Annotated in this window: 16 protein-coding genes and 1 pseudogene; 7 read left to right on the forward strand and 10 right to left on the reverse strand. The window is 70.4% G+C overall.

Annotated elements, in window-relative coordinates; all coding sequences use genetic code 11:
• Window positions 1–802: 802 nt before the first annotated feature.
• From FHR56_RS17240 to FHR56_RS17250, 3 genes are all read right to left on the reverse strand, one after another.
• Entirely contained in the window at window positions 803–2,539 is a 1,737-nt protein-coding gene (locus FHR56_RS17240) for an ExeM/NucH family extracellular endonuclease (protein ID WP_160946986.1), read from the reverse strand.
• 94 nt (window positions 2,540–2,633) lie between these two features.
• Window positions 2,634–3,152: a c-type cytochrome gene (locus FHR56_RS17245; RefSeq protein ID WP_160946985.1), complete on the reverse strand. Its 519-nt coding sequence runs from the start codon at window positions 3,150–3,152 to the stop codon at window positions 2,634–2,636.
• A 154-nt stretch (window positions 3,153–3,306) separates the two neighbouring features.
• Window positions 3,307–3,915 (reverse strand): TetR/AcrR family transcriptional regulator, encoded by a 609-nt coding sequence (locus tag FHR56_RS17250; RefSeq protein ID WP_160946984.1) that lies wholly within the window; start codon window positions 3,913–3,915, stop codon window positions 3,307–3,309.
• A 131-nt stretch (window positions 3,916–4,046) separates the two neighbouring features.
• On the opposite strand from FHR56_RS17250, the gene FHR56_RS17255 reads away from it, so the two are divergent.
• From FHR56_RS17255 to FHR56_RS17270, 4 genes are all read left to right on the forward strand, one after another.
• Entirely contained in the window at window positions 4,047–5,210 is a 1,164-nt protein-coding gene (locus tag FHR56_RS17255; RefSeq protein WP_160946983.1) for an isovaleryl-CoA dehydrogenase, read from the forward strand.
• Between the two features lie 127 nt (window positions 5,211–5,337).
• Window positions 5,338–6,948 carry a carboxyl transferase domain-containing protein gene (locus FHR56_RS17260; RefSeq protein WP_160946982.1) on the forward strand — a complete coding sequence of 537 codons (1,611 nt, stop codon included), beginning with the start codon at window positions 5,338–5,340 and terminating at the stop codon, window positions 6,946–6,948.
• Window positions 6,949–7,982: 1,034 nt separating this feature from the next.
• Window positions 7,983–9,992, forward strand: a complete 2,010-nt coding sequence (locus tag FHR56_RS17265) for an acetyl/propionyl/methylcrotonyl-CoA carboxylase subunit alpha (protein ID WP_160946981.1) — start codon at window positions 7,983–7,985, stop codon at window positions 9,990–9,992.
• Window positions 9,993–10,071: 79 nt separating this feature from the next.
• A complete protein-coding gene (locus tag FHR56_RS17270; protein ID WP_160946980.1) occupies window positions 10,072–10,812 on the forward strand; it encodes a DUF6065 family protein in 741 nt (246 codons plus the stop codon).
• Window positions 10,813–10,819: 7 nt separating this feature from the next.
• On the opposite strand, the gene FHR56_RS17275 is transcribed toward FHR56_RS17270, so the two are convergent.
• Entirely contained in the window at window positions 10,820–11,200 is a 381-nt protein-coding gene (locus FHR56_RS17275) for a hypothetical protein (protein ID WP_160946979.1), read from the reverse strand.
• Window positions 11,201–11,287: 87 nt separating this feature from the next.
• The gene (locus FHR56_RS20695) at window positions 11,288–11,572 is read right to left on the reverse strand and encodes an excalibur calcium-binding domain-containing protein (RefSeq protein WP_160947020.1); all 285 of its coding nucleotides are present in this window, start codon (window positions 11,570–11,572) and stop codon (window positions 11,288–11,290) included.
• 997 nt (window positions 11,573–12,569) lie between these two features.
• Between FHR56_RS20695 and FHR56_RS17285 the strand changes: the two genes are divergently transcribed.
• A complete protein-coding gene (locus FHR56_RS17285) occupies window positions 12,570–13,916 on the forward strand; it encodes a hypothetical protein (protein ID WP_160946978.1) in 1,347 nt (448 codons plus the stop codon).
• 313 nt (window positions 13,917–14,229) lie between these two features.
• Here FHR56_RS17285 and FHR56_RS17290 read toward each other — a convergent pair whose 3' ends face one another.
• Window positions 14,230–14,640 (reverse strand): hypothetical protein, encoded by a 411-nt coding sequence (locus tag FHR56_RS17290; protein ID WP_160946977.1) that lies wholly within the window; start codon window positions 14,638–14,640, stop codon window positions 14,230–14,232.
• Window positions 14,641–14,654: 14 nt separating this feature from the next.
• Entirely contained in the window at window positions 14,655–17,351 is a 2,697-nt protein-coding gene (locus FHR56_RS17295; protein WP_160946976.1) for a bifunctional acetate--CoA ligase family protein/GNAT family N-acetyltransferase, read from the reverse strand.
• A gap of 618 nt (window positions 17,352–17,969) precedes the next feature.
• Between FHR56_RS17295 and FHR56_RS17300 the strand changes: the two genes are divergently transcribed.
• Window positions 17,970–19,808: a monovalent cation:proton antiporter-2 (CPA2) family protein gene (locus FHR56_RS17300; RefSeq protein ID WP_160946975.1), complete on the forward strand. Its 1,839-nt coding sequence runs from the start codon at window positions 17,970–17,972 to the stop codon at window positions 19,806–19,808.
• Window positions 19,809–20,286: 478 nt separating this feature from the next.
• Here FHR56_RS17300 and zwf read toward each other — a convergent pair.
• Window positions 20,287–22,140: pseudogene (gene zwf / locus FHR56_RS17305) on the reverse strand (glucose-6-phosphate dehydrogenase); the annotation flags it as partial.
• Complete coding sequence (locus tag FHR56_RS17310; RefSeq protein ID WP_160946973.1) at window positions 22,137–23,924, reverse strand: glycoside hydrolase family 15 protein; 1,788 nt, start codon at window positions 23,922–23,924, stop codon at window positions 22,137–22,139. The pseudogene zwf and the gene FHR56_RS17310, both read right to left, overlap by 4 nt.
• A 121-nt stretch (window positions 23,925–24,045) precedes the next feature.
• Between FHR56_RS17310 and FHR56_RS17315 the strand changes: the two genes are divergently transcribed.
• The gene (locus tag FHR56_RS17315) at window positions 24,046–24,756 is read left to right on the forward strand and encodes a response regulator transcription factor (protein WP_160946972.1); all 711 of its coding nucleotides are present in this window, start codon (window positions 24,046–24,048) and stop codon (window positions 24,754–24,756) included.
• Window positions 24,757–24,808: 52 nt separating this feature from the next.
• On the opposite strand, the gene FHR56_RS17320 is transcribed toward FHR56_RS17315, so the two are convergent.
• Window positions 24,809–26,185, reverse strand: a complete 1,377-nt coding sequence (locus FHR56_RS17320) for an ATP-binding protein (RefSeq protein WP_160946971.1) — start codon at window positions 26,183–26,185, stop codon at window positions 24,809–24,811.
• Window positions 26,186–26,263: the final 78 nt, after the last annotated feature.

A 26,263-nucleotide genomic window follows, 5' to 3' on the forward strand; every position in this document is an offset into this window, starting at 1 on the left:
TTTTCTTTGCGCGAGCAAAGAAAAGTAACTCGCCCGTTAGGGCGAAAGCCTCTGCTGTTGCTTCAAGCTTTCATGTCGGACAAAAAGAACCGTAGGAGCGGCTTTAGCCGCGACAGACATTGCCGATTTGTGTTGGTCGCGGCTGAAGCCGCTCCTACGATCCAGCGGTGGCCACAGTAACAGCAAGTGCAAGAGCAAAGCTTTCGCCTTGCGGCGAGTTACTTTTCTTTGCTTGTGCAAAGAAAAGTAACCAAAAGAAAGCACACCCTGCCTACGCGCCCTCCGCGCTAACGCGCTCCGGGTCCGCGTCCAGCCCGGGGATCCGCGGAAGGGGCATCCTGCCCCTGCCGCGGACGGCGCACGTCCCTGTGCGCCGCCCCTTCGGGGTTTTTCCCCGCGCTGGCCGCCGCTTCGGAAGGGAACCCGGTAAGTCAAAAGCCAGAGCAACGGCAACAGCGGAAACAACAACAAAAGCAACTGCCAAAGCGAAAGCAACAGCAACAGCAACAGCAACAGTCGATGCTGTCGTGCCTATCGGGAAAAAGCACGGCACCTACCGGCTTCGGTCGGCACCACGGCAACACGCGCGGCAACGCCACAAGAGACAAAAGCAATCCTCAAGAGCCGCCGGTGACACGCAAGGCGGCACGCACCACCTGAAACACAACGCTCACGCATGACGGCAGTCTTGCGCTTCGCGCATGACATCAGTTCCGGCGGTACGCCCCGTACATCGAGGCTGGGAAAGGAAGGCGACAACCGGCTTTCCCGATTCCCCATTCCCATTTCCCCACTCCCGACCCTACAGGTCAAACCCCAACAGCAACGGATCGTGGTCCGAACTGCGCCACGGACCAGGAAGATCGCGCTCGCGGTAGCCGTCGCTGTCGGGCAGATCGGCGTTGACGTGCCATTCGGCGGCGCCGCGCAACCGCGCTGCCAGCGCCGGGCTCAGCAAGGCGTGGTCGAGGCGGCCGCTGAGGCCGCGGTAGACGAAGCTGTAGGGCTGCGCGACATGCGCTTCTTGCAACGCATCGCGCCAGCCGGCGTCGCGCAGCAGGCGCAGCGGATCCTCCATCGCGTAGGCGTTGAAATCGCCGAGCAGCACGCTGGCCGTGCTGCCGGTGCCGGTGGGATCGCTGCGCAGCCACGCGTCCAGGCGGCGCGCCGACTCGGTGCGGGTCGCGTGCCAGCAGCCCTGCCCGTCGCCGCGGTCGGCGTCGGCGCCACTGGCTTCGCCGCAGCCCTTGGACTTGAAGTGGTTGGCGACGACCACGAACGGCGCGCCGCTGCCGCGGCGGAAGGCCTGCGCCAGCGGTACCCGGCTGTGTTCGGCGAACGGGCCGCCCTCGAGCACCGCCGGCTTGCCCACCGGGCTGACCCGCGAGGCGCGGTAGATCAGCCCGACCCGGATCGGATTGTCGCCGGGACCGTGCCCGGCATCGACGAAGCGCCAGTCGCCGCCGCCGGCATTGAGCGTGTCGACCAGGCTGGCGATCGCCGAGGTCGGGCCGTAGCCGTCGTTCTCCAGTTCCATCAGCGCGGCGACGTCGGCCTGCAGCGGTCGGATCGTCGCCACCAGCTTGCGCAGCTGCGCCTGGAACTCGGCGGCGGTGCGCGCGCCGCGCAGGGTCGGGAACCCGCCGCCGCGGCCGTCGCCGTTGAAGAAGTTCTCCAGGTTGAACGCGGCGATGCGCACGGTGCCGTCGACCTGCGGGGCTGCCGGCTCCGGCGGCGGCGTCAGCTGCAGCGCGGCGGTCGGGTACAGCCGCGCGGCGCCGTCGATCACCCCGCCGACGATGCCCTCCACGTCCTGCACCGTGCTGCCCACGCGCGGCGGTGCGGCGGCGCTGCCCAGATAGTCCGGGAGTTTTGCCGTTGCGGTTGCCGATGTCGGAGCCGGCGCACCAAGCGTGCCCAGCCGCAGCCCGCGCCGCGCGTTGTCGGCGACGACCGCCGCCTGCTCGGTGCTGCCGGGCGCAGCCACTTCGCTGGGCTGCCACAGGCGCCCGCCGAAGGCCACGCCGAGTTCACCGGTCTTGCCCAGCGCATCGTTGTCGACCACGGTCAGCGGCGCGGCGATGCGCACGCGCATGCCGGCCAGCGCCGACCAGTCGGCCGGTGCCGCGTCGAGCACCTGCAGCGGCAAGGGCTGCGCCCGCGCCAGCACAGTGTGGCCCTGCTCCAGCACGCTGCGCCCGACGAAGGCCGTACCGGCCTTGGCCGATGCCGCGGCCTGCGGCGCCAGTTCGCCCCACACCCGCACGCGATCGCCGGGTGCGAGGCTGCGCTCGGCATCGCCGCGTACCAGCAGCGCGTCGGCGGTGAGCGGATCGTCGTCGCCGGCGTCCTGCACCAGGTAGCCGCTGCCGCCGGCCTCCACCCGCGCGGTGACCACGCCCTCGAATACCACGCCCTGCGCCTGCGGACCCGGGCGCAACTGCCCGATCGGCAGCAGCGTCGGCGGCGTCAGCGCCTGCGCGGCGGGGGCTGCGACCAGCAGCAGCAACGACAACAACGATGGCGGCGGCATGCGCATGCGATCACTCTCCTTGTTTGGCGCCGGCACGCGACGGGCGCGGAAACGACTGCGCCGCCCGAAGGCGGCGCAATGGCGTGCGGGAGGCGCAAGGTTACTTCAGGTTGGCCAGCATCCAGTCCACGGTGGCGTGGATCTGCTCCTCGGTCAGCCCGGGATTGCCGCCCTTGGGCGGCATGATGCCGCCGTCGGGGCCGGTATAGCCTTCGATGGCGTGCTTGTAGAGCGTGTCCTTGCCCTGCGCGATGCGCTTGTCCCAGTGCGCGTGGTCCAGCGTCGGCGCCTTGCCCACGCCGGTGGTGTGGCAGGCGGTGCACAGGTTGTTGAAGATGGTCTTGCCGTCGGTGGTGCCGCCGTAGGCCGCCTGCGCCGAGGCCTTGGCCAGTGCCGCCGCCTGGGCGGCGGCCTGCGCCGCGGCGCCGGTGCTGCCGGCGTAGACCGCGCCGACCGGGGCGATGCGCTCCTCGGTGCGCTTTTGCGCAATCGGCGACACCTCCGGGGGGATGGCCCGCTGCAGGTAGTGCGCGAACACGATCAGGCCGAGGGTGATCAGCACCAGCAGGCCGATCACCATCGAGAAGCGCTTGAGAAATTCGAGGTCGTAATTCCGCACATCACACCCCTTTGGCACGTGGTAATCCGGACCACCGCTACGCGGCCGAGTATAGCCAGCGTTTGCGCCGCGCGGCACGCCGCGATGGCACGGAATCGCAGGCGATGCGTGCTGCATCGCAGCAGTTCGGCGCAGGCGACGCGGTCGATCGCGCTCAGGCGCTGCCCACCGCGCGCAGGCAGAACCCGCACACCGCCTCGACCAGGCGCTCGCTGTCGCGCGGCCCATCGCGGCTGGGCGCGGTCGGGCCGACCAGGGCCTCGGTGTAGGCGCCGACCAGGCATGCCGCCGCCGCCTCCAGGTCCTGCGCGGGGAACTCGCCCGCGGCCACGCCGTCGGCCAGGATGCCCTTGAACACGTCGCCAAGCAGGCGCCGGCAGCGGATGCGCTCGGCGTCCACCTCCGGTTCCACCGGCTCGGCGATGAAGGCATAGGCCAGGCCGGGGCCGGCCAGGGCACGGCGCACGAACGAGGCGATGGCATCGCGCAGGCGCTGCGCCGCCGGCGCCGGCGCGGCGGCGATGGCGCGCAGGATGGTCAGCTCGTGCTCCACCGCCGCGGTCAGCACCTCCACGAACAGTTCGGCCTTGGACGGGAAATGCCGGTAGATCAGCCCGGTGGAGACCCCGGCCTCGGCCGCCACCGCGGTCACCGGGGCACCACGGAAGCCGTCGGCGGCGACCAGCCGGCGCGCCGCCAGCAGGATCCGCTGGCGGTTGCCGGCGAGGCGTTCTTCCATCAGGGCGGAGCGTTTGTAGGCCATGGCGTGATTCTAAGTTCAATTAATGAATTTCTGTTCACTTCTTTGCCGTTCCCGGCTACGCTGGGCGCTCTTGCCCGGCGCGGGTCCGATTCTAGGCGCCGCCGGCCACCTGCCACCCAGGAGCTGCCGCCATGCTGATGCCGTCGTTGAATTTCGAGTTGGGCGAGGAGGTCGACCTGTTGCGCGACAGCATCGCCGCCTTCGCCGCGCGCGAGATCGCGCCGCTGGCCGAGCAGGCCGACCGCGACAACGCCTTCCCCGCGCCGCTGTGGCGCAAGCTCGGCGAACAGGGACTGCTCGGCCTCACCGTGGAGGAGGAGTACGGCGGCAGCGCGATGGGCTACCTGGCGCACGTGGTGGCGATGGAGGAGATCTCGCGCGCCTGCGGCGCGATCGGCCTGTCCTACGGCGCGCATTCGAACCTGTGCGTGAACCAGCTGCGCAAGAACGCCAGCCCGGCGCAGAAGACGCGCTACCTGCCCAAGCTGTGCAGCGGCGAGCACGTCGGCGCGCTGGCGATGAGCGAACCCGGCGCCGGCTCGGACGTGGTGTCGATGAAGCTGCGCGCCGAGGCACGTGGCGACCGCTATGTGCTCAACGGCAACAAGATGTGGATCACCAACGGCCCCGACGCCGACGTGCTGGTGGTCTATGCCAAGACCGATCCCAGCGGCGGTGCGCGCGGCATCACCGCGTTCGTGGTCGAGAAGGGCATGCCCGGCTTCAGCACCGCGCAGAAGCTGGACAAGCTCGGCATGCGCGGCTCCAACACCTGCGAACTGGTGTTCCAGGATTGCGAGGTGCCGGCGGAGAACGTGCTGGGCGAGGTCGGCGGCGGCGTGCGCGTGCTGATGTCGGGCCTGGATTACGAGCGCGTGGTGCTGTCCGGCGGCCCGCTGGGGCTGATGGCCGCGGCGCTGGACGTGGTGCTGCCCTACGTGCACGAGCGCCGCCAGTTCGGCGAACCGATCGGCAGCTTCCAGCTGATGCAGGGCAAGCTGGCGGACATGTACGTGGGCCTCAACGCCTGCCGCGCCTATGTGTACGCAGTGGCGCGCGCCTGCGACGCCGGCCGCACCACCCGCCAGGACGCCGCCGGCGCGATCCTCTACGCCGCCGAGAAGGCGACCTGGCTGACCGGCCAGGCGATCCAGGTGCTGGGCGGCAACGGCTACATCAACGACTATCCGACCGGGCGCCTGTGGCGCGACGCCAAGCTCTACGAGATCGGCGCGGGCACCTCGGAGATCCGTCGCATGCTGATCGGCCGCGAGTTGTTCGAGCGGACCAAGTGATGCGCGGCGAAAGAGGTATCGGCCGACAGGCCGTTCCGGCGCCATCGCGTCGGGGCTGATCCCGCAACAGGGACAAGAGCCTCTCCCACATCAGCTGCCTGTCCTTTCCTTCTCCTACGGTTCTGCCATGAGCGCGATCCAGACCCAGTTGCAACCCGGCAGCGACACCTTCGCCGCCAATGCCGCCGCGCTGCGCGCGGTGGTCGACGACCTGCACGCCACCCAGGCGCGCATCGCCCTGGGCGGCAGCGAGGCCGCCCGCGCCAAGCACCAGGCGCGCGGCAAGCTGCTGGTGCGCGAGCGCATCGACGCCCTGCTCGACCCGGGCAGCGCGTTCCTGGAGATCGCGCCACTGGCCGCACTGGGTCTGTACGACGATGAGGTGCCGTGCGCCGGCGTGGTCGCCGGCATCGGCCGCGTCTCCGGCGTGGAGTGCGTGATCGTCGCCAACGACGCCACGGTCAAGGGCGGTACCTACTACCCGATCACGGTGAAGAAGCACCTGCGCGCGCAGGAGATCGCCCAGCAGAACCGCCTGCCGTGCATCTACCTGGTCGATTCCGGCGGCGCGTTCCTGCCGCTGCAGGACGAGGTGTTTCCCGACCGCGACCACTTCGGCCGGATCTTCTACAACCAGGCCAACCTGTCGGCGCAGGGCATCGCCCAGATCGCCTGCGTGATGGGCTCATGCACCGCCGGCGGCGCCTACGTGCCGGCGATGAGCGACGAGACGGTGATCGTGCGCGAGCAGGGCACGATCTTCCTCGGCGGCCCGCCGCTGGTGAAGGCTGCCACCGGCGAGGACGTCAGCGCCGAGGATCTGGGCGGCGCCGACGTGCACACGCGCATCTCCGGCGTGGCCGATCACTTCGCCGACAACGACCTGCAGGCGCTGGCGCGGGTGCGCGCGATCGTCGCCCAGCTCAACTGGCGCAAGCCTGCCCCGCCGCTGGCCCTGCGCACGCCGGAACCGCCGCTGTATCCGGCCGAGGAACTGTACGGGGTGATCCCGGCCGACCCGCGCAAACCCTTCGATGTGCGCGAGGTCATCGCGCGGGTGGTGGACGGCTCGCGCTTGGACGAATTCAAGGCGCGCTACGGCACCACGCTGGTCACCGGCTTCGCGCACGTGCACGGCTATCCGGTCGGCATCGTCGCCAACAACGGCATCCTGTTCTCCGAATCGGCGCTGAAGGGCGCGCACTTCATCGAGCTGTGCGCGCAGCGCGGCATCCCGCTGGTGTTCCTGCAGAACATCACCGGCTTCATGGTCGGCCGCAAGTACGAACACGGCGGCATCGCCAAGGACGGCGCCAAGCTGGTGATGGCGGTGGCCTGTGCCAAGGTGCCCAAGTTCACGGTGGTGATCGGCGGCTCGTTCGGCGCCGGCAACTACGGCATGTGCGGCCGCGCGTACTCGCCGAACTTCCTGTGGATGTGGCCGAACGCGCGCATCGGGGTGATGGGCGGCGAGCAGGCCGCGAGCGTGCTGGCGACGGTACGCCGCGACGGCATCGCGGCCAAGGGCGGGCAGTGGTCGGATGCGGAGGAGGCGGCGTTCAAGGCGCCGATCCGCGACCAGTTCGAGCGCCAGGGCCATCCGTACTACGCCAGCGCGCGGCTGTGGGACGACGGGGTGATCGATCCGGCGCAGACGCGGCGGGTGTTGGGGCTGGGGCTGTCGGCGGCGTTGAACGCACCGGCGGAGCCGAGCCGGTTCGGGGTGTTCCGGATGTGAGCGGGCGCATGCGCTCGCGGTGGCAGGCGCGCGTGCGCCTGGATCGGCGGTGGTCACGCAGGTGGTCGCTGACGATGTCGGCGGCAGTGTGCCCGGCCGTGGCCCGTTTGATCGGCTTTGCGGCAGCGTTTGACGCGACTGCCTTTGCTTTGGCTCCTGCTTTGGCTCCCGCTTTTGCTCCCGCTTTTGCTCCCGCTTTTGCTCCCGCTTTTGCTCCCGCTTTTGCTCCCGCTTTTGCTCCCGCTTTGGCTCCCGCTTTGGCTCCCGCTTTGGCTCTTGCCCTGCCTTTGACTTACCGGGCCCCCTCGGCGCGGCAGCCACGGCGGGGAAAAACCCGAAGGGCGGCGTACATGGATGTACGCCGTTCGCGGCAGGGGCAGGATGCCCCTTCCGCGAATCCCCGTCGTGGCTGCGAACCCGGAGCGCGTAGCGCGGAGGGCGCGCTGCGGGGTGTGCTTTCTTTTGGTTACTTTTCTTTGCACAAGCAAAGAAAAGTAACTCGCCGCAAGGCGAAAGCTTTGCTCTTGCTCTTGCTGCAAGGGCAACGACCGCTGGATCGTAGGAGCGGCTTCAGCCGCGACATGCACTACCGATCATGTGGGTCGCGGCTGAAGCCGCTCCTACAGTTCTGCTCGTCTGACACTCAAACTTGGAGCAACAGCAAAAGCTTTCGCCCTTGCGGGCGAGTTACTTTTCTTTGCTCGCGCAAAGAAAAGGTAACCAAAAGAAAGCGCGCCCTGCCTACGCGCCCTCCGCGCTGCGCGCTCCGGGTCCGCGTCCATCACGGGGATCCGCGGAAGGGGCATCCTGCCCCTGCCGCGGACGGCGTACATCCATGTACGCCGCCCTTCGGGTTTTTCCCCGCGATGGCCGCCGCTACGGAAGGGAACCCAATAAATCAAAAGCTGGAGCAACAGCCAAAGCACTGCGACAGCAACGGCAACGGCCGAAGCCTCACGCACAACAGCGCGCGCCTAGCGCACGTCTGCACACCGAAAGCGCAACACCTCTAACCCTTCTCCAGGCACCCGACCATGGCCACCCCCGACCTGCCGACCTTCGACAAGATCCTGATCGCCAATCGCGGCGAGATCGCCTGCCGGGTGATCGCCACCTGCCGCACGCTCGGCATCGCCACCGTGGCCGTGTACTCCGATGCCGATCGCGACGCCCGCCACGTGCGCCTGGCCGACGAGGCCGTGTACATCGGCGCCGCGCCGGCACGCGAGAGCTACCTGCGCGCTGAGCGCATCCTCGACGCCGCGCAACACAGCGGCGCGCAGGCCATCCATCCCGGGTACGGCTTCCTGTCTGAGAACGCCGAATTCGCCGAGGCCTGCGCCGCGCGTGGACTGGTGTTCATCGGCCCGCCGCCGGCGGCGATCCGTGCCATGGGCGACAAGAGCGCGGCCAAGGCGCTGATGCAGGCAGCCGGGGTGCCGCTGACGCCCGGCTACCACGGCGAGCGCCAGGATCCGGAATTTTTGCGCGCGCAGGCCGCGGCCATCGGCTACCCGGTGCTGATCAAGGCCAGTGCCGGTGGCGGCGGCAAGGGCATGCGCCGGGTCGATGACGACGCCGACTTCGACGCCGCGCTCGCCGCCTGCCAGCGCGAGGCGCAGGCCGCGTTCGGCAACGCGCACGTGCTGGTGGAGAAGTACGTGCTGCGACCGCGGCACATCGAGATCCAGGTGTTCGGCGACACGCATGGCGAATTGGTCTACCTGTTCGAGCGCGACTGCTCGGTGCAGCGCCGCCACCAGAAGGTGCTGGAGGAAGCACCCGCCCCTGGCATGGACGAGACGCGGCGTACGGCGATGGGCCAGGCCGCGGTGGAGGCCGCGCGCGCGGTCGGCTATGTCGGCGCCGGCACCGTGGAGTTCATCGTCGCGCCCGATGGCGCGTTCTACTTCATGGAAATGAACACCCGCCTGCAGGTGGAGCATCCGGTCACCGAGTGCATCACCGGCACCGACCTGGTGGAGTGGCAGTTGCGCGTGGCGGCCGGGCAGCCACTGCCGCAGCGCCAGCACGAACTGGCGATCCGCGGCCATGCGCTGGAAGCGCGGCTGTACGCCGAAGATCCGGCGCGCGGCTTCCTGCCCTCGATCGGCACGCTGCAGCACCTGCGCCTGCCCGCCGCCGATGCGCATACCCGGGTCGACGCCGGCGTCGAGCAGGGTGATGTGATCGGCCCGCATTACGATCCGATGATCGCCAAGCTGATCGTGTGGGATGTGACCCGCGAGCGCGCGTTGCGGCGCATGCAAGCGGCGCTGGCCGCGTGCCAGGTGGTCGGCGTATCGACCAATGCCGCGTTCCTGCAACGCCTGGTCGGCACCGCCGCGTTCGCGCAGGCGGACCTGGACACCGCGCTGATCGAGCGCGAGCACACCGCGCTGTTCGACACCCCCGCGCCGACCACCGACGCGCTGTGGAGCCTGGCGGCGCTGGCCTGGCAACTGCACGAGCACGCGCCGGCCGCGCACGCCGACGATCCGCACTCGCCGTGGGATCTGCGCGACGGCTGGCGGCTGGGTGCGCCGGCGCCGCGTGCGCTGACCTTGCAGCAGGGCGACACGCAACGCACGCTGCACCTGGCCGCGCACGCCGGCGGCTGGCGGATCCACGCCGCGCAGGCGCAGGACGCGCTGGAGGCGAGCGGCCAGTTGCGCGACGGGCGCCTGTCCGCGTTTCTCGGCACGCAGCGAGTGCAGGCCGATGCGGTGTTCGCCGGCACGCAGCTGCACCTGTTCGTCGACGGCCACGGCTACCTGTTCGAACGCCACGACCCGGTCGCCGATGCCGACCAGCCGGCGCTGGAAAGCGGCGGCCTGACCGCGCCGATGCCGGGACGCATCGTCGCCCTGCTGGTCGCGCCCGGAACCCAGGTGACCCGCGGCACGCCGCTGCTGGTGCTGGAGGCGATGAAGATGGAGCACACCCTGCAGGCGCCGGCCGACGGCACCGTGCAGGGCTTTCGCGTGCGCGAGGGCGAGCTGGTCGGCGACGGCGTGGCGCTGCTGGATTTCGAAGCGGCGTGAGCGGCACGCGCCGCGCCGCGGTCGCCAAGACCGGGGCGAGGCGTCACACTCGGCGCTGGTCCATCGTCCTGCCTGCGCCATGAAGCTCACTGCCCACGTTCTCGACGGCCACACCCTCGACGTGCGCCCGGCACCGCGCGAGCGGCCTTGGATGGACCGCACCGCCGAGCGCTATGCCTACCGCTGCCTGCCGCTGGACATCGCCAATGCGCACGGCTGGGAACTGCTGTGCCAAACCGCGTTCGAGGCCGAGTGGAACGGCGGCAACGCGCTGGAAGACCTGCGCGTGCAGCCGGCGCCGGGCACGCACGCGCCGGCGGTCAGCCACTTCGGCTACGGCGTGCTCACCTTCCACGTGCCGTGCCTGTTCCGCACCGAGGCCGGCGTGGACCTGTACGTCACCGCGCCGGTGAACCGGCCCAAGGACGGCATCGCCGGGCTTACCGGGTTGATCGAGACCGACTGGAGTCCGTATACCTTCACCATGAACTGGCAGTTCACCCGGCCCGGCCGGGTGCGGTTCGAGGCCGGCGAGCCGTTCTGCCACTTCTTCCCGGTGCAGCGGCGGGTGCTGGCCGAGACCGAGCCGCGCTGGCAGCCGCTGTCGCAGACGCCGGAACTGGAGCGCGAACACCAGGCGTGGATGCACAGCCGCGGGCAATTCCTGCACGACCTGGAACAGCCCGACTCCGACGCCACCCGCGCAGGCTGGCAGCGCAGCTATTTCCGCGGGCCGGCGCCGGGGCAGTGCCCGGCCGGCGTGGAGCACCGGGTGAAGCTGCGGCTGGCGCCGTTCACCCGCAGCGAGGACGCGGAGTGAGCGTGACTCAGCGCGCGTGGCGCTGGCGCACGCGGGTGGACAGGCGGAACACGCCGTAGGCCAGCAGCATGCCCAGCATCCCGGCAACGGCATGCGCCCAGTCGAACACGCGCGGGCCGATACCGCCGACCTGGTCGCCCCACAGGTTGAACAGCACCAGGACGATGGCGGTGAGCCCCAGCCCGGCCAGGAACGCGGCGCGGTTGGCGCCCAGCGCATAGAACAGGAACGGCAGCCCCAGCCCGACCAGGAAATGCACCGGGAAGAAGTACACCGAACCGTAAGGCCGCAGCAGCGACCAGACGATGGCGGCGAACACCGCGACGAAGGCGAACAGGCCCAGCGACAGCGCGCGGGTCTTGGCGGAGGGAAGGCGTGGCTCGGTCATGCGTCACCTGCAGGCAATCGCTGACCGTAGCCGAGGGCGGATCACGGTCCGGTCAAGACCCTGCGCAGCGCACGCGGCTACCGGTCCTCAGCGCGCGCGCCGGCACCACTGCTGTTCGCACGGCACGCCGTCGTGGTTGCCGTCCATCTCCACGCCCGGGCAGTGCTGCAGGAAGTACACCGCTTCGGCGCAGGAGGTCATCTGCGCGCAATGGGTGCGGCCGTCGCACTGGAACATGGGCACCGTCGCGGGCGTGACCGGTGCAGTGGCCGTTGGCGAAGTGCGCGATGGTGGCGCCGCCGGGGTGGCGCGCGGTGCCGCCACGAAGCGCAGCGCCACATAGCCGGCGAGCGCGAGCATCGCCAACAGCATCAGCACGCCGAGCCAGCGACCGCGCGTACCGGCATGCCCGGTGCGCGGCCAGGCCGCATCACCCGCAGGGCCCGAGGCCGTCCCTGCGCGTCATGTTCCAGATCGAAGGAGATCAGCTTGCCCACGCGCGGCGACACCCCATCGGCAGGGAACGCCGCGCGTTGCACTTCCACGTCGGTCTCGCGATGGCCAGGCGCACGCGGCCGCAGCCGCGCGCTTCGTCCCACTGGATCAAGGTCCCGTACGTGCGCATGGCTCACCGCAAGAAGTGCATCGCCGCGATGGACACCGCCGTGCCCGGTGCGTCCACCGCCCCCTATCGCACCTGCCTGCTTCCGCCAAGCGCACCCCCCGTGCAGCATGCCACGGCCGCGCTGTCCGCGCCGGCAGGCCGCAACCGCCTGCATGGAGGCCGGCTGCGTCGGCACACCGCCTCGTCCGCTCACCGCTGCAGCGCCGGCGCGCGCAACTGTCTACCACCGGCTGCGCGGCGCTCGCTAGAGTCCGAAGCGTCGAGCAACGCCGACGCCCGCACACCGCGCGGCGCTGGCGATCGGCGCGCAACCCGGCATCGCGGCCGCCGCATGGCGCCGCCCCTGCAGCATTCGTCCCCCGATGCTGCCTGCCGGGCCCGCGCGTTTCCCCCACGCTCGACGCAACGGGGTCGTTCAACGCAGTTGCCTTCCACACGGGGTCAGGAGAGCGACATGGACATGTCTTCGGCCCGCTAGGCCGTTTCCACCGCATCGCCGCTTCCACCGCATCGCGTCCGCGCGGCGGCGGTGGACGCTGCACCTCCCAACGCGTCTCCCGCTTCGTCTGCGCGCGCAGGCGGATGCGCACGCCCATGCCTGCGGCGCGGCCCTGGCGCGGCGTGAGTCCTTTCATCGCGGTCGCGCAGCAGCGCGGGCGTGCGGCCGGTCCGGGGCCAGGGGATGTCCGGACACAGGACGCGGCATCGCCCGCACGCATCGACGCACACGACCGGAGGTCCATTATGCATCCGTCCCACACGCGCACCCTCGCCATCGCCGTCGCGCTGACCCTCGCCAGCGGCGCAGCCTCGGCCGGCCGGTTTCCCGATTTCGGCTACGCGCCGCCGCCCACCTACAAGGGACCGCTGTTCCAGCTCAGCCAGGACTATCCGCAGCAGCCGCCCAGCGGCCCGTTGCCGGCCTTCTTCCAGAAATTGCCCAAGCCGCTGACCAACAACTTCGAAGCCTGGCGCGGCTATGCCGACGCGGTGAAGGCCTACTGCCTGGAAGGCAACGTCGAAAGCGACTGGTACGTGCAGAACAACAAGGTGCGGCGCTGGTACCACGCACCCTGGCAGCACTACGGCCCGCTCGGGCGCGAGGGCGTGCATGGGCTGACCAAGGAAGCGCAGATCCAGGTCAAGCAACTGGCACCGACCCAGCTCACCACCGGGCAGACCTTCGCGGTCGGCATCTACAACGACGTGGGCGCCTACACCTTCGGCCAGGTGTGGAAGGATCCGAAGAACCCGGATCCGAGCTTCACCTCCAAGCCGAACAGCTTCCGCGACGGCACCGTGGTATGCAAGGCGCTGTTCGCCGACGTGGACCTGAGCCAGGTGCCGTTCCTGCAGAACCCCGTGCTGTGGAACGCCTGGGTCACCAACAGCTTCAAGTCCGCCGACCGCGCGTTCAAGCAGGTGGCGCTGATCCAGATGGACTTCGCCGTGCGCGACAGCCGTGTGCCCGGCACCGGCTGGATCTTCGGCACCTTCCAGTACAACGGCGCGGTCAGCGGCAAGCCCGGCTGGCAGAACCTGGTGCCGGTGGGCGTCATGTTCGGCAACGATCCGCAGAACACCGGCGACACCTACACCAACAAGCAGCCGACCCAGACCCGGATCAACCCGAATATCCTGCAGTCGGCGATCAACGCCAACGTGAAAGAACTGCCGCCGACCCACCTCGGCTGGAACGGCCGCCTCAACGGGCCGGTGGACAACCCGATCAGCTCCTGCATGAGCTGCCACATGACCGCCGAATCGCCGCAGCTCTCGCCGATGAATCCGACCTTCCAGGCGCCGGACAAGGTGCCGCCGGTCGGCTCCAAGGAATGGATGCGCTGGTTCCAGAACGTCCCGGCCGGGCAGCCCTTCGACGCGGCCGCCAAGAGCACCGACTACAGCCTGCAGCTGGCCGGCGGCATCGCCAACTTCTACGACTGGAAGTGCACCCAGGACGGCGTGTTCGTCAGCGGCGGCAACCTGTGCGAGCAGAGCAAGACCTCGCTGAAGCTGATGCGCTCCACCACGCCGCCGCCGACCGTGTACCCGGTCGAGCGCGGGGTGAGCAACCAGGAACTGGAGTAACCGTCCCCACGCCTTGCCTGTCGCGCGCCGCTCGACGGCGCCGGCAGGCGCGGCCTGCGCAGAGCGCGGCGAAGGACGCAGGGATGCGTGGCGTCGGACGTGACGGCGCGTGCACTCGCTCAGCCGACCTGCTGCCCAACCTTCGCGACTCCTCCTGCACGACCTGCGTGGCGATCCCCTTCTCTCGCGTAGCAATCGACGCGCGCGCAGCAGCGTGTCGCCGTCGTAGTAGCGCGCGATGTACCTCATGATCGTCGCTGAACCCATGGGGAGCGGTGCCGATGAGCGCTGCGGGCTGCGCGGTCTATGGCACTTACAACGCGCACGAGCTCACCCGCGCCGCCAGGGTGAAGGGCACCTTGCCCAGGTCGCCAAGGCCCTCGACATCGAACGCATAGACGCCCTTGGCCACGAGCGTCAGTTGCCCGTCGCGCGCGAGGTTGAAGGTCAGCATGTCGACGTCGACGGGGTGGTGCGCGCCGTCCAGGTAGAGCGAGCCGTCGATGTAGCCGGCGTGCGGGTTGCGCGGGAAGTCGAAGCGCTGGCCGGCCAGATCGCCGAGCCGGAGCGACGGCAGCGCGATGCCGTCCAGGCGGATCGCCGTATCCACGATCTCGCCGTCACGCAGGAACGGGCGCAGCAGGATTTCCAGCGCGGCAGCATCCGGCAAGCCGGACAGGATCGCGTGGCGCGGCTGCAGGACGCTGGGCGAGAACGTCGACATCGCGGCGGCACCCGTCAGTGTTGCGCCACCGGCAACACCACGTCCATCAGCGTGGCGTCGTCCGGATCCGGCGTGGCCTTGAAGCCGAGCTGCTGGCACATCGCCAGCATGGTGCGGTTCTCGCGCAGCACCTGGCCTTCGACCACCTTGAGGCCGAGCCAGCCGGCGTACTCGATCATGATCCGCATCAGCTGCCAGCCGATGCCGTGGCCCTTGAGGTCGGAGCGGATCAGGATGCCGTATTCGCCGCGATCGTAATCGGCATCGGCATGCAGGCGCACCGCACCGAGCATGTCGCCGCTGCGCGGCTCGATCGCCACCAGCGCGATCGAGCGTGCGTAGTCGAGCTGGGTCAGGCGCGCGATGAACTCGTGGGTGAAATGCTTGACCGCCTGGAAGAAGCGCAGGCGCAGGTCCTCGTCGGTGACGCGGGCGAAGAAGCTGCGGAACAGCGCGTCGTCCTCCGGCCGCACCGGACGCACCAGCGCGGTGCTGCCGTCGTTGAGCACGATGCGCCGCTCCCACTCCTTGGGATACGGGAAGATCGCGAAACGCGGATGGCCGCGGCCCTTGTGCAGGCGCCGCGACGGCGCCACCGCCACCCGCGCGTCGACCGCGATCACCCCATCGCGGTCGGCCAGCAACGGATTGATGTCCAGTTCGCGGATCTCCGGCAGGTCGGCCGCCAGTTGCGCCAGCTTGACCAGCACCATCGCCACCGCGCGTTCGTCGGCGGCCGGCACGTCGCGGTAAGCCTTGAGGATGCGGCTGACGCGGGTGCGGCCGATCAGTTCGTGGGCCAGGCGCAGGTCCAGCGGCGGCAGCGCCAGCGCCTTGTCGTCGATCACCTCCACCGCAGTGCCGCCGCGGCCGAACACGATCACCGGGCCGAAGGTCGGATCGTCGGCGATGCCGGCGATCAGCTCGCGCGCCTTCGGCCGCAGCAGCGAGGGCTGCACCAGCACGCCGTCGATACGCGCATCCGGACGTGCGGCGCGCGCGCGGGCGAGGATGCCCTCGGCCGCGTCGCGCACCGCCTCCACGCTGACCAGGTTGAGGCGCACGCCGTCCACGTCGGACTTGTGCGGGATGTCGGCCGAATGGATCTTCACCGCCACCGCCGAGCCCTGCGCCAGCATCGGCGCGGCCACCTGCGCCGCGGCCTCGGCATCGGCGGCATGCGCCACCGCCGCGGTGGGAATGCCGTAGGCGGCCAGCAGCCGCGTGGTCGCCAGCGGATCCAGCCAGGTCTGCCCGGCGGCCAGTGCGGCATCGACGATGCCGCGCGCGGCGGCGGCGTCGAAGGCGAAATCGTCGGGCAGACTCGGCGGCGTTTCCATCAGCGCCGCCTGCGCCTCGCGGTAGCGCACCAGGTGCATGAAGCCGCGCACGGCGTCGGCCTCGGTGGCGTAGGTGGGGATACGCGCGGCGTTGAGCGTGGCGGTGGCGCTTTCGTCGTTGCCCAGCCACACCGCGAACACCGGCTTGTCGCGGTGGTGGCGCGGGCGCTGGCCGAGGATGCGGGTCAGCGCCTGCGCCGCGTCGGCCGAGGAGGTGAACGCGGTGGGCACGTTGACCACCAGCACCGCGTCGTTCTCCGGATCGTCCAGCAGCGCGCCGGCGGCCGCGGCATAGCGCTCGCCATCGGCGTCCACCACGATGTCCACCGGATTGCGGTGCGACCACTCCTGCGGCAGCGCCGCGTCCAGCCGCTGCTGGATGGGCGCCGACAGCGTGGCCAGGGTGCCGCCGAGATCGGCCAGGGTATCCACCGCCAGGCGGCCGACGCCGCCGCCGTTGCTGAGGATGGCCAGGCGCCGGCCCGGGAAGGTGCTGAGCCGGCCCAGCGTCTCGGCCGCGGCGAACAGTTCGTCCAGCGCGCGTACCCGCAGCAGGCCGGCACGGGCGAACGCGGCGCCGTACACCGCATCGGAACTGGCCAGCGCCTGCACGTGGGTGTCGGCGTTGGGATCGATGCGCAGCTGCCGGCCCGACTTCACCACCACCACGGGTTTGGCGCGGGCGGCGGCACGCGCGGCGGACATGAACTTGCGCGCGTCGCGAATATCTTCGACGTAGAGCAGGATGGCGCGGGTGCGGTAGTCGGTGGCGAAGTAGTCGAGCAGGTCGGCGAAGTCCACGTCCAGCGCATCGCCCAGCGAGACCACCGCGGAGAATCCGACCGCGCGCGCCACGCCCCACTCCACCAGCGCCGCGGCGATGGCGCTGGATTCGGAGATCAGCGCCAGGTCGCCCGGCTGCGGGCAGTGCGCGGCGATGCTGGCGTTGAGCCGCGCATGCGGGGCGATCACGCCCAGGCAGTGCGGACCGAGGATGCGCAGGCCCTTGGCGCGCGCGGCGCTCTCCACCCGCGCCGCGGCCGAGCCCGGCCCGCTGCCGAGCCCGGCGGTGAGGATGATCGCCGCGGCCACGCCGCGCCGCGCGGCGATCGACACGATGCGCGGCACCATCCGCGCCGGCGCGGTGATCACCACCAGGTCCGGCACCCAGGGCAGATCGGTGAGGCGGCGCACCGTGGGCACACCATCGATCTCGCGGTAGCGCGGGCTGACCCAGCCGATCTGCCCGGGAAACCCGGCCGCGCGCAGGCTGCGCACCACCGCGCGCCCGGCCGAGCGCTCGCGCGGGCTGCCGCCGACGATGGCGACCGAGGCGGGGCGGAACACGGACTGCAGGTGATAGGTGCTCATGGCGGCGGCAGAGGCGAGCGAATGCGCTAACGGTACACGGCTGGCCGCGGCGCGGGGATGATCCGGGTCATCGATGCGGTGGTGCAGCCGATGCAGCGTCTGCGGCGACAGGGGTTCGCTGTCGCGATGCCGGCATCCGCGCGTCGGGGCTGAAGCCCCTCCCACAGGGGCGTCGGTCGGCTGCCCGGTGCTCACGGCTCGCGTGTGTCGCTGGGTCCAGAACGGCCCCGACCGCGGCACGTCATTCCTGTAGGAGAGACTTCAGGGCACCTCGCATCAGCGGTGTTCGCCGCGCATAGCGCTCTCGTAGGAGCGGCTTCAGCCGCGACGAGGCTCTACCGGTAAGGCACGGTCGCGGCTGAAGCCGCTCCTACGCGTGTGCGCTTGTGCTTGCTCGAGGGCGCCCTTCGGGCGCGACGCGACCACGCCAGCAGGCAGGCGACAGGGCAAACCCGGCGCTCCGGTCAAGGCGCCCCCTCCACGCGAAGGCCCGCAGCACCGCTGCCTATATCCGCCCCCGACCTCTAGGATGCGCGGCGCCCAGCCGACACCCGCACACAGCCCGGGTCAGCAGACGGTCGCCTTGGCGGCCGCATAATGCGCCGATGGAGACGACTCGTGCATAGCGGCGGCCTGGAACTGGCGCTGGTGCTGCTGCTGGCCGCGGTGATCGCGGTGCCGGTGTTCAAGCGGCTGGGCCTGGGCGCGGTGCTGGCCTACCTCGCCGCGGGCGTGGTGCTGGGACCGGACGGACTGGGCTTCGTGCAGGACACCGAGCGCATCCTCAACGCCGCCGAGATCGGCGTGGTGATGCTGCTGTTCCTGATCGGCCTGGAGCTGTCGCCGGCGCGCTTGAAGGTGATGCGGCATGCGGTGTTCGGCGCGGGCTCGGCGCAGGTGGCGCTGACCGCGCTGCCGCTGGGCGCGCTGGCGCTGTGCATGGGCCTGAACTGGAAGAGCGCGCTGGTGATCGGCCTGGCGCTGGCGCTGTCGTCCACCGCGGTAGGCCTGCAGCTGCTGGCCGAGCGCAAGGCACTCAACAGCGACTACGGCCGGCTCGGCTTCGCCATCCTGCTGTTCCAGGACCTGATCGCGATCCCGCTGCTGGCCGCGGTGCCGCTGCTCGGCGGCGCCAAGAACGACACCCTGACCTGGGCGGAAGTGGGCCAGGCGCTGGGCGCGCTGGCGCTGGTGGTGGTGTGCGGGCGCTTCGTGCTGCGCCACCTGTTCCGCACGGTGGCGCGCACGCGCATGCCCGAGGTGTTCACCGCCAGCGCGCTGCTGGTGGTGCTGGGCACTGCCTGGTTCCTGCAGAAGGCCGGCCTGAGCCCCAGCCTGGGCGCGTTCCTGGCCGGCGTGCTGCTGGCCGATTCGGAGTTCCGCCACGAGCTGGAGGCGCAGATCGAGCCGTTCCAGGGCCTGCTGCTGGGCGTGTTCTTCATCGCCGTGGGCATGGGCATCGACCTGGACCGCATCGTCGCCGAGCCGTGGCTGATCGCCGGCGCGGTGGCCACGCTGCTGCTGGTCAAGTTCGCGCTGCTGGCCGGCATCGGCCGCGTGCTGCGCCTGCCCTGGCGCAGCGCGCTGCTGCTGGGCAGCCTGTTGTGGCTGGGCGGCGAGTTCGCCTTCGTGGTGTTCACCGAGGCGCAGCGCGTGCGCCTGCTCGACGATGCCACCCACGACCGCCTGGTCGCGGTGGTCGGCGTTTCGATGGCGCTGACGCCGCTGCTGCTGATCGGCATGCAGCGCCTGCTCGGCGGCAGCGAGGCCGGCAAGGGCAAGCAGCCACAAACGCCGGCAGCGCAGTACGACACGGTGGAGACGCAGCGCGCGCAGGTGCTGATCGCCGGCATGGGCCGCTTCGGCCAGATCGTGGCGCGCCTGCTGACCGCGCAGCGCATCCCGTTCGTGGCGCTGGAACACAATCCGGACACGGTGGAGGACCTGCGCCGCTTCGGCAACCAGCTCTACTACGGCGACCCCAGCCGCCCGGACCTGCTGCGCGCGGCCGGCAGCGACGGCATCCGCCTCTTCGTGGTGGCGATGGACGACCCGGAGACCAACATCAAGACCACGCGGCTGATCCGCCGGCTCTACCCCAACGCCAGGGTGCTGGCGCGCGCGCGCAACCGCCAGCACGCCTGGCGGCTGATGGACCTGGGCGCCGAACCGTTCCGCGAGGTGTTCGCCTCCAGCCTGGAACTGAGTGAGCAGGTACTGCTCGGCCTGGGCCTCGACGCGGCCACCGCACGCGACCGCATCGCCCGCTTCCGCGAGCACGACACGCAACTGCTGCGCGCCCAGCACCTGGTCTACGACGACGACGCGGCGGTGGTGCAGACCGCGCGTGCGGCGCGTGCCGATCTGACCCAGCTGTTCGAAGCCGACGTCAACGATCCCACGGCGGGACCGGCGGAGGCGACGGGCGCGACAGGCGCGGAACAGCAGCGCAGTTAATGCGGGTGGCTTGGATGCTGCGGCCGGAGCCACGCGGCCAGCGGTGTCGCAGGCGTGCGCTGCGTGATGTGCGCTCGTCGCTGCAGACGGCGGCGGTCATGGTGGGCATGTCATCGTCGCGCTCGACGGATCGCGATTGGGTACTGACCAATCGCCAAGCAGCGCACTCATTACAGCGTGGTTCGCGTGAAGGGCACCTCCCATAACGCGTTATTGCCGCGGCTGGGCATGATGTATCGCGGCGATTGCAGGAGCGGCTTCAGCCGCGACGAGCATTCCCGATAATGCCTGTCGCGGCTGAAGCCGCTCCTACGAGGTGGGTTCGACGGCTTCCGCCGCGGTGACGCAGCGCACTGGCATGCCGACGCGAAGGCTAATGCTGGGCGCACGCGCTAGTTCCGCACGCCGCCAATCCTTCCAGTGTGGGAGAGGCTTCAGCCCCGACTGCAAGATCCAGCCGCCGCCGCTGCGCCGCTCCTGCTGACATGAAGGCATCTCCCCGAGCACTGGCGCTCACGCCAGCGCCCGGGGCACCGCTTCAGCGCTTGCTTCAGCGCTTTCGCGCGGGCCGCTTCGCGGCGCTGCTGGGCGCACGCTTGACGGCCTTTTGCGCGGTGCGCTTGGCGGCCTTCTTCGCCGCCGGCGTCTTCGCTGGCGCCGCGGCGGGTTTGGCCCTGGTCGACTTGCGTGCCTTGGAGGAAGCGGAAGCATCGGCCGCCTTGGCCCCGCTGCGCTTCGGCGCCGGCGTCACCGGTCGGGTCTCGGTCGTGGCGCCTGCCTCCGGCGGACGCCGCGGCGGCGGGCGGCGCCCGGCGGTCAGGGTGCGCCAGGTGTGGCCGCCGTTGAGCGCCAGCAGCGCATCGGCCGCCGCCGGGCCGGCGCTGCCGGCCGGGTACTGCGGGGTTTCGTCGGCCGAGGTCTGCCAGGCATCGAGGATGGGCTGCACGATGGTCCAGGCCGCCTCGACCATGGTCGCGTCCTGGAACAAGCCGGCCTCGCCGTGCATGCAGTCCTGCAGCAGGCGTTCGTAGCCCACCGTGTATTCCTTGGGAAACCAGTCGCGGTAGCGGAAGTCCATGCGCACCGGCGCCAGGCTGACCCGTGCGCCCGGGCGCTTGACGTCGAACTGTAGCGAAATGCCCTCGTCGGGCTGGATGTGCAGCACCAGCCAGTCCGGGCCGTATCCGCCGATCTCGGCGCTGCGCAGCGGCGCCAGCGGCGCCGGCTTGAAGCGGATCGCGATCTCGGTGGTGCGCTCGCGCAGGCGCTTGCCGGTGCGCAGGTAGAACGGCACGCCGGCCCAGCGCCAGGTATCGACCTGCAGCTTCATCGCCACGTAGGTCTCGGTGTTGGAATCCGGCGGCACGGTGTCTTCCTCGCGGTAGCCGGGCACCGCGTTGCGGCCGATCGCCCCGGCCGCGTACTGGCCGCGGACCACGTCGGCGGGACTCAGCGGCCGTACCGCCTCGATCACCTCGGCGCGCCGGCGCAGCATCGCCGCCGGGGTGAACGCCGCCGGCGGTTCCATCGCGATCATCGCCAGCAACTGGAACAGGTGGTTGGGCACCATGTCGCGCAGGCAGCCGGTGGGATCGTAGAAGCCGCCGCGGCCTTCCACGCCGATGGTCTCGGCCGCGGTGATCTGCACGTGGTCGATGCGGTCGCGGTTCCACACCGGCTCGAACAGGCCGTTGGCGAAGCGGAAGGCGAGGATGTTCTGCACCGTTTCCTTGCCGAGGAAATGGTCGATGCGGAACACCTGGTCCTCGTCGAGCACGCGGCCGACGATGGCGTTGAGCTCGCGCGCGCTCTGCAGGTCGTGGCCGAACGGCTTCTCCACGATCACCCGGCGCCAGCCGCCGTTGGTACTCTGCTTGACCAGCCCGGCCGCGCCCAGTTGCTCGATCACCGGCGCGAAGAAGCGCGCCGCGGTGGCGAGGTAGAACAGCACGTTGCCGCCGGTGCGGTACTGCGCGCCGATCTTGTCCAGCAGCGCGCCCAGGCTGCGATAGGTGCCGGCGTCGTTGAAGTCGCCACGCAGGTAGTGCAGGCGCGAGCGCAACCAGCCCCATACCTCTTCGTCCAGGCCGTCGGCCTTGAACTCGGCGTCGCGGTCGGCCATCAGCCCGCGCATCGCATCGCCGAGCATGCGCCGCCACGCCACTTCGCTGACCGCGCCGTGGTCCACGCCGATCACCGCGAATTCCTCGGGCAGCGCGCCGCTGTGGCGCAGGTTATACAGCGCCGGCAGCACCAGGCGGCGGGTCAGGTCGCCGCGGGCGCCGAACACCACGATCAGGCAGGGAGGGGTGGTCTGGGAGGCATCGCTCATGGATGGGTGTCCTGTTCGCCGATCAAGCCATGCAGGCGCAGCGCCGCGTGGACCAGCGCCACGTGCGAATAGCCCTGCGGGAAATTGCCGAGCATGCGGCCGCTGCGCGGGTCGTATTCCTCGGCCAGCAGGCCGACGTCGTTGCACAGGCCGAGCAGGCGTTCGAACAGCGCCTGCGCCTGCTCGCGGCGGCCGAGCAACGCATAGTTCTCCACCAGCCAGAAGCTGCAGGCGACGAAGGTGCCCTCGCCGGCCGGCAGGCCGTCGCCGCTGCCGTCGGCGCGGTAGCGCTCGACCAGCCCGTCGATGCTCAGGCGTTCGGCGATGGCGTCGGCGGTGGCGGCCACGCGCGGATCGTCCGGCGGCAGGAAGCCGACCAGCGGGATCAGCAAGGTCGCCGCATCCAGCCGCTCGCTGCCGTAGCTCTGCACGAAGTAGCCGTCGCGGTGCACGCCCTGCGCCAGCACCTGCGCGTGGATCTCGTCGGCCAGCGCGCGCCAGTGCGCGCGTTGCGTGGCATCGGCGTCGGTGACGCCATCGCGCGCGCCGCAGTCGAACGCCAGCCACGCCATCACCTTGGAATGCACGAAGTGCTGGCGCTTGTCGCGGATCTCCCAGATGCCTTCGTCCGGCTCGCGCCAGCGCTCTTCCAGCACCTCCAGCAACTGCCGCGCCAGCGAGCGGCCATGCACCGCCGAGGCCATGCCCTCGTGGTGACCACGGTGGAACGCGGCGATCACCTCGCCATAGACGTCGAGCTGGAATTGGCCGACCGCGGCATTGCCCACGCGCACCGGCGAGGCGCCTTCGTAGCCGGGCAGCCAGTCCACCTCCCATTCGGACATGCGCCGCTCGCCGCCGATGCCGTACAGCGCCTGCAACTGGTCCGGCGACCCGGCCACGGTGCGCTGCAGCCAGCCATGGAAGGCAGCGGCCTCGTCGAAGTAGCCGGCCGCACGCAACGCGGTGAGGGTGAACACCGCATCGCGCAACCAGCAGAACCGGTAGTCCCAATTGCGCTCGCCGCCCAGGCGCTCGGGCAGCGAGGTGGTCGGCGCGGCGACGATCGCGCCGGTGGGCAGGTAGCTCAGCCCCTTCAGCACCACCAGCGAGCGCCGCACCGCCTCGGTCCACGGGCCGGCATCCAGGCAACGGTGCGACCAGCCGTGCCAGAACGCCTCGGTCTGCGCCAGCGCCTGTTCCGGCTCCAGCAACGGCGGCAGTTCCAGGTGCGAGGCGCCGTGGCTGAGCACGAACCAGGTGCTCTCGCCGGCCTCCAGCACGAACTCGGCCTCGGTGGCGAAGCCGTGGCCGTGCATGGCCTGCGGGCTGCGCAACGCGATCTGGTCCGGCCCGGCCACCGCCTGCAGGCCGCCGTCGATCTGCGACACCCAGGGAATGGTGCGCCCGTAGTTGAAGCGCAACTGCAGCTGCATGCGCAGCGGCACCCGCCCGTGCAACCCGCGCACGATCCGCACCACGTGGTTGTGCAGCACTTCGTCGTGGCTGGCGACCATGAAGTCCAGCAGCGCCACCGCGCCGGTGTCGGTCTCGAACCGCGTCTCCAGCACCAGGCTGCCGTCGCGGTAGGCGCGGGTGCTGGTGAAGGCGCCCTGCGGCGCGATCGCCCAGCGGCCGTGGTCGGGTTCGCCGAGCAGGGCGGCGAATAACGCGTCGGAATCGAAGCGCGGCAGACACAGCCAGTCGATCGAGCCGCAACGGTCCACCAGAGCCGCGCTGCGGCAGTTGCCGAGCATGGCGTAGTCTTCGATTCGCGAGGCCATCGTGGGCGCCGGGGCGGAGGAGCCGCGAGTCTGCCAGCGCCGGTGTTTGCGTTGCGTAATCGCCGCGGAGCTCCGTTCAGGCGCGCGCAAGCCCACGGCTGCGGCTACACTGCGCCTGCGCATGACTTCCGATCCCGCTGCCGCCGCCCTGCGCACCCTGGTCCTGGAGGACGATCCGATACTGCGCGACCGCATCCTGGTGCCGGGTCTGCGCCGCTTCGGCTTCGCCGCCGACGGCTGCGGCACCGGCGCGGAACTGCAGCAACGGGTGCAGCGCGAAGGCGCCGAGATCGTGGTGCTAGATGTCGGCCTGCCCGACACCGACGGCTTCACCCTGGCCGGCGCGCTGCGCCAGCAGTATCCGGACCTCGGCATCGTCATGCTGACCAGCCTCGGCCAGACCGAGGACCGCATCCGCGGCCTGACCGGCGGCGCCGACGCCTATCTGTCCAAGCCGGTGGAAATCGACCTGCTCGCCGCGACCCTGCACAGCCTGGCGCGGCGCGTCAGCGGGCGCCTGCCCGCGGCGCCGCCGCGCGGACGCTGGCAGGTCAGCGAAGACGGCTGGTGCCTGCTGTCGCCGTCCGGCGCCGCCGCCGCGCTGACCGGCAGCGAACGCCGCCTGTGCCTGCGCCTGTTCGAGCAACCGGGCCTGCTGGTGGCGCGCGAGGCGTTGATCGCCGCGCTCACCGACCGCGTCTACGACTTCGACGCACATCGCCTGGATTCGATGGTGCACCGCCTGCGCAGCAAGGTGCAGCGCCGCTGCGGCGAACCGTTGCCGCTGGCCGCCGTGCACGGCAAGGGCTACATCTTCGATCCCGCCGGCTGACCCGCCGCTCGCCGGCGCGCCGTGTGGCGCGGGCGGTCGAGGCCCGCGTTCTCTACGCCAGTGCCTGCGCCGACACCGGCACCGCATCGGCATGCGGCAGCACGATGCGGAAGCGCGTGCCCACGCCCACCGTGCTGTGCACCTGGATGCGGCCGCCGGCGCGCACCACCAGGTCGCGTACCACCGCCAGGCCCAGGCCGGTGCCGCTGTCGGCCGGCTTGGTGCTGTAGAACGGCTCGAACACCTGTGCGGCCACCTCCGCCGGCATGCCGTGGCCGTCGTCGGCGACCTCGATGACGGTGCCCTCGTCCGCGTTGGACACGGCGATGTCGAAATGGCCGCGGTCGGCGATCGCGTCGCGGCTGTTGGACGCCAGGTTGAGCAGCATCAGGTCGAACTGGCTGCGCTCGAAGCGGATCGGCGCCGGTGCCGCCGGTAGCGCGCAGCGCAGCACGATCCGCGCTTCCAGCAACTGCCGCAGCATCGGCTGCAGCGCCTCCACCGCGGCCGCGGCGTCGAAACGTTCGACATGCTCGGCATCGCGGCGGCTGAAGCGCAGCAGCCGGCGCACGATGGTCATGCCGCGCTCGGCCGATTCCTCCACTGCCGCCAGGCTGTCCTCCAGGTGCGCGATGCGCTGCGCGTCGCTGGCCAGATCGTCGTCGTGGCGCGCGGCGGCGAAGCCGGACATCACCGCCAGGATGTTGTTGAAGTCGTGGGCCAGGCCGCTGGCCATGCGCTCGGTGATCTCGCGTTTCTGCGCGTGGATCAGCTGGGTCTGCGCGCGTTCGCGCTCCTGCATCTCCTGCTGCAGGCGCTGGCCGCGCGCATTGGATTCGCGCAGGCTCTCGCGCAACGCCTCGGTGGTGCGGTCCAGCAGCAGCGCCACCAGCAGGTAACTGAACAGCACCGGCAGCACGTTGAAGAACGCCTGAGCGGGCGTGTCGGCGAGTTCCAGCAGCACGTCATGGCCGACGCCGACGCCGAGCATCAGCAGCAGCGCCGCGAACGTCACCCACAGCGCGCGGCGCCCGAGCACCAGGCCGGCCAGGATCAGCACCAGCATCTGCGCCAATTGGTCCGGCAGCTGCCGCTGGAAGCCATGGATGGCGGCATTGACCAGCAGCGAACCGAGCATCGCCCCGAGCAGCAGCCGCACGCCGCCGCGCAAGGCGCCATGGCGCACGCGCACGAAGCCGATCGCCGCGCACACCCCGATCAATAGGCTCATGGTCAACGAGATGACCAGGCCGGGTTGCACGGGCTGCCCGCGCAGCTGCGGCCATGCCAGCACCAGCGCGATCACCAGCGTGACCGGGATGGTCACCGCCAGGAACAGCAGCAGCAACTGGATCACCCGCGCATTGCGCCGGTCCACCTCGTCCATCAGCGGCGCGCGGCCCAGCCAGTTCCAGAACGCCTTCGCCATGCCGCCGTGCTCCATTCCCGTTCAGTGAGAATCCGATGATGATCATGCGAGAACTTGCAGGTGACAAGCCGGTGACGG

Source organism: Xanthomonas sp. F10, from assembly GCF_014206815.1.
Lineage (GTDB): Bacteria > Pseudomonadota > Gammaproteobacteria > Xanthomonadales > Xanthomonadaceae > Xanthomonas_A > Xanthomonas_A indica.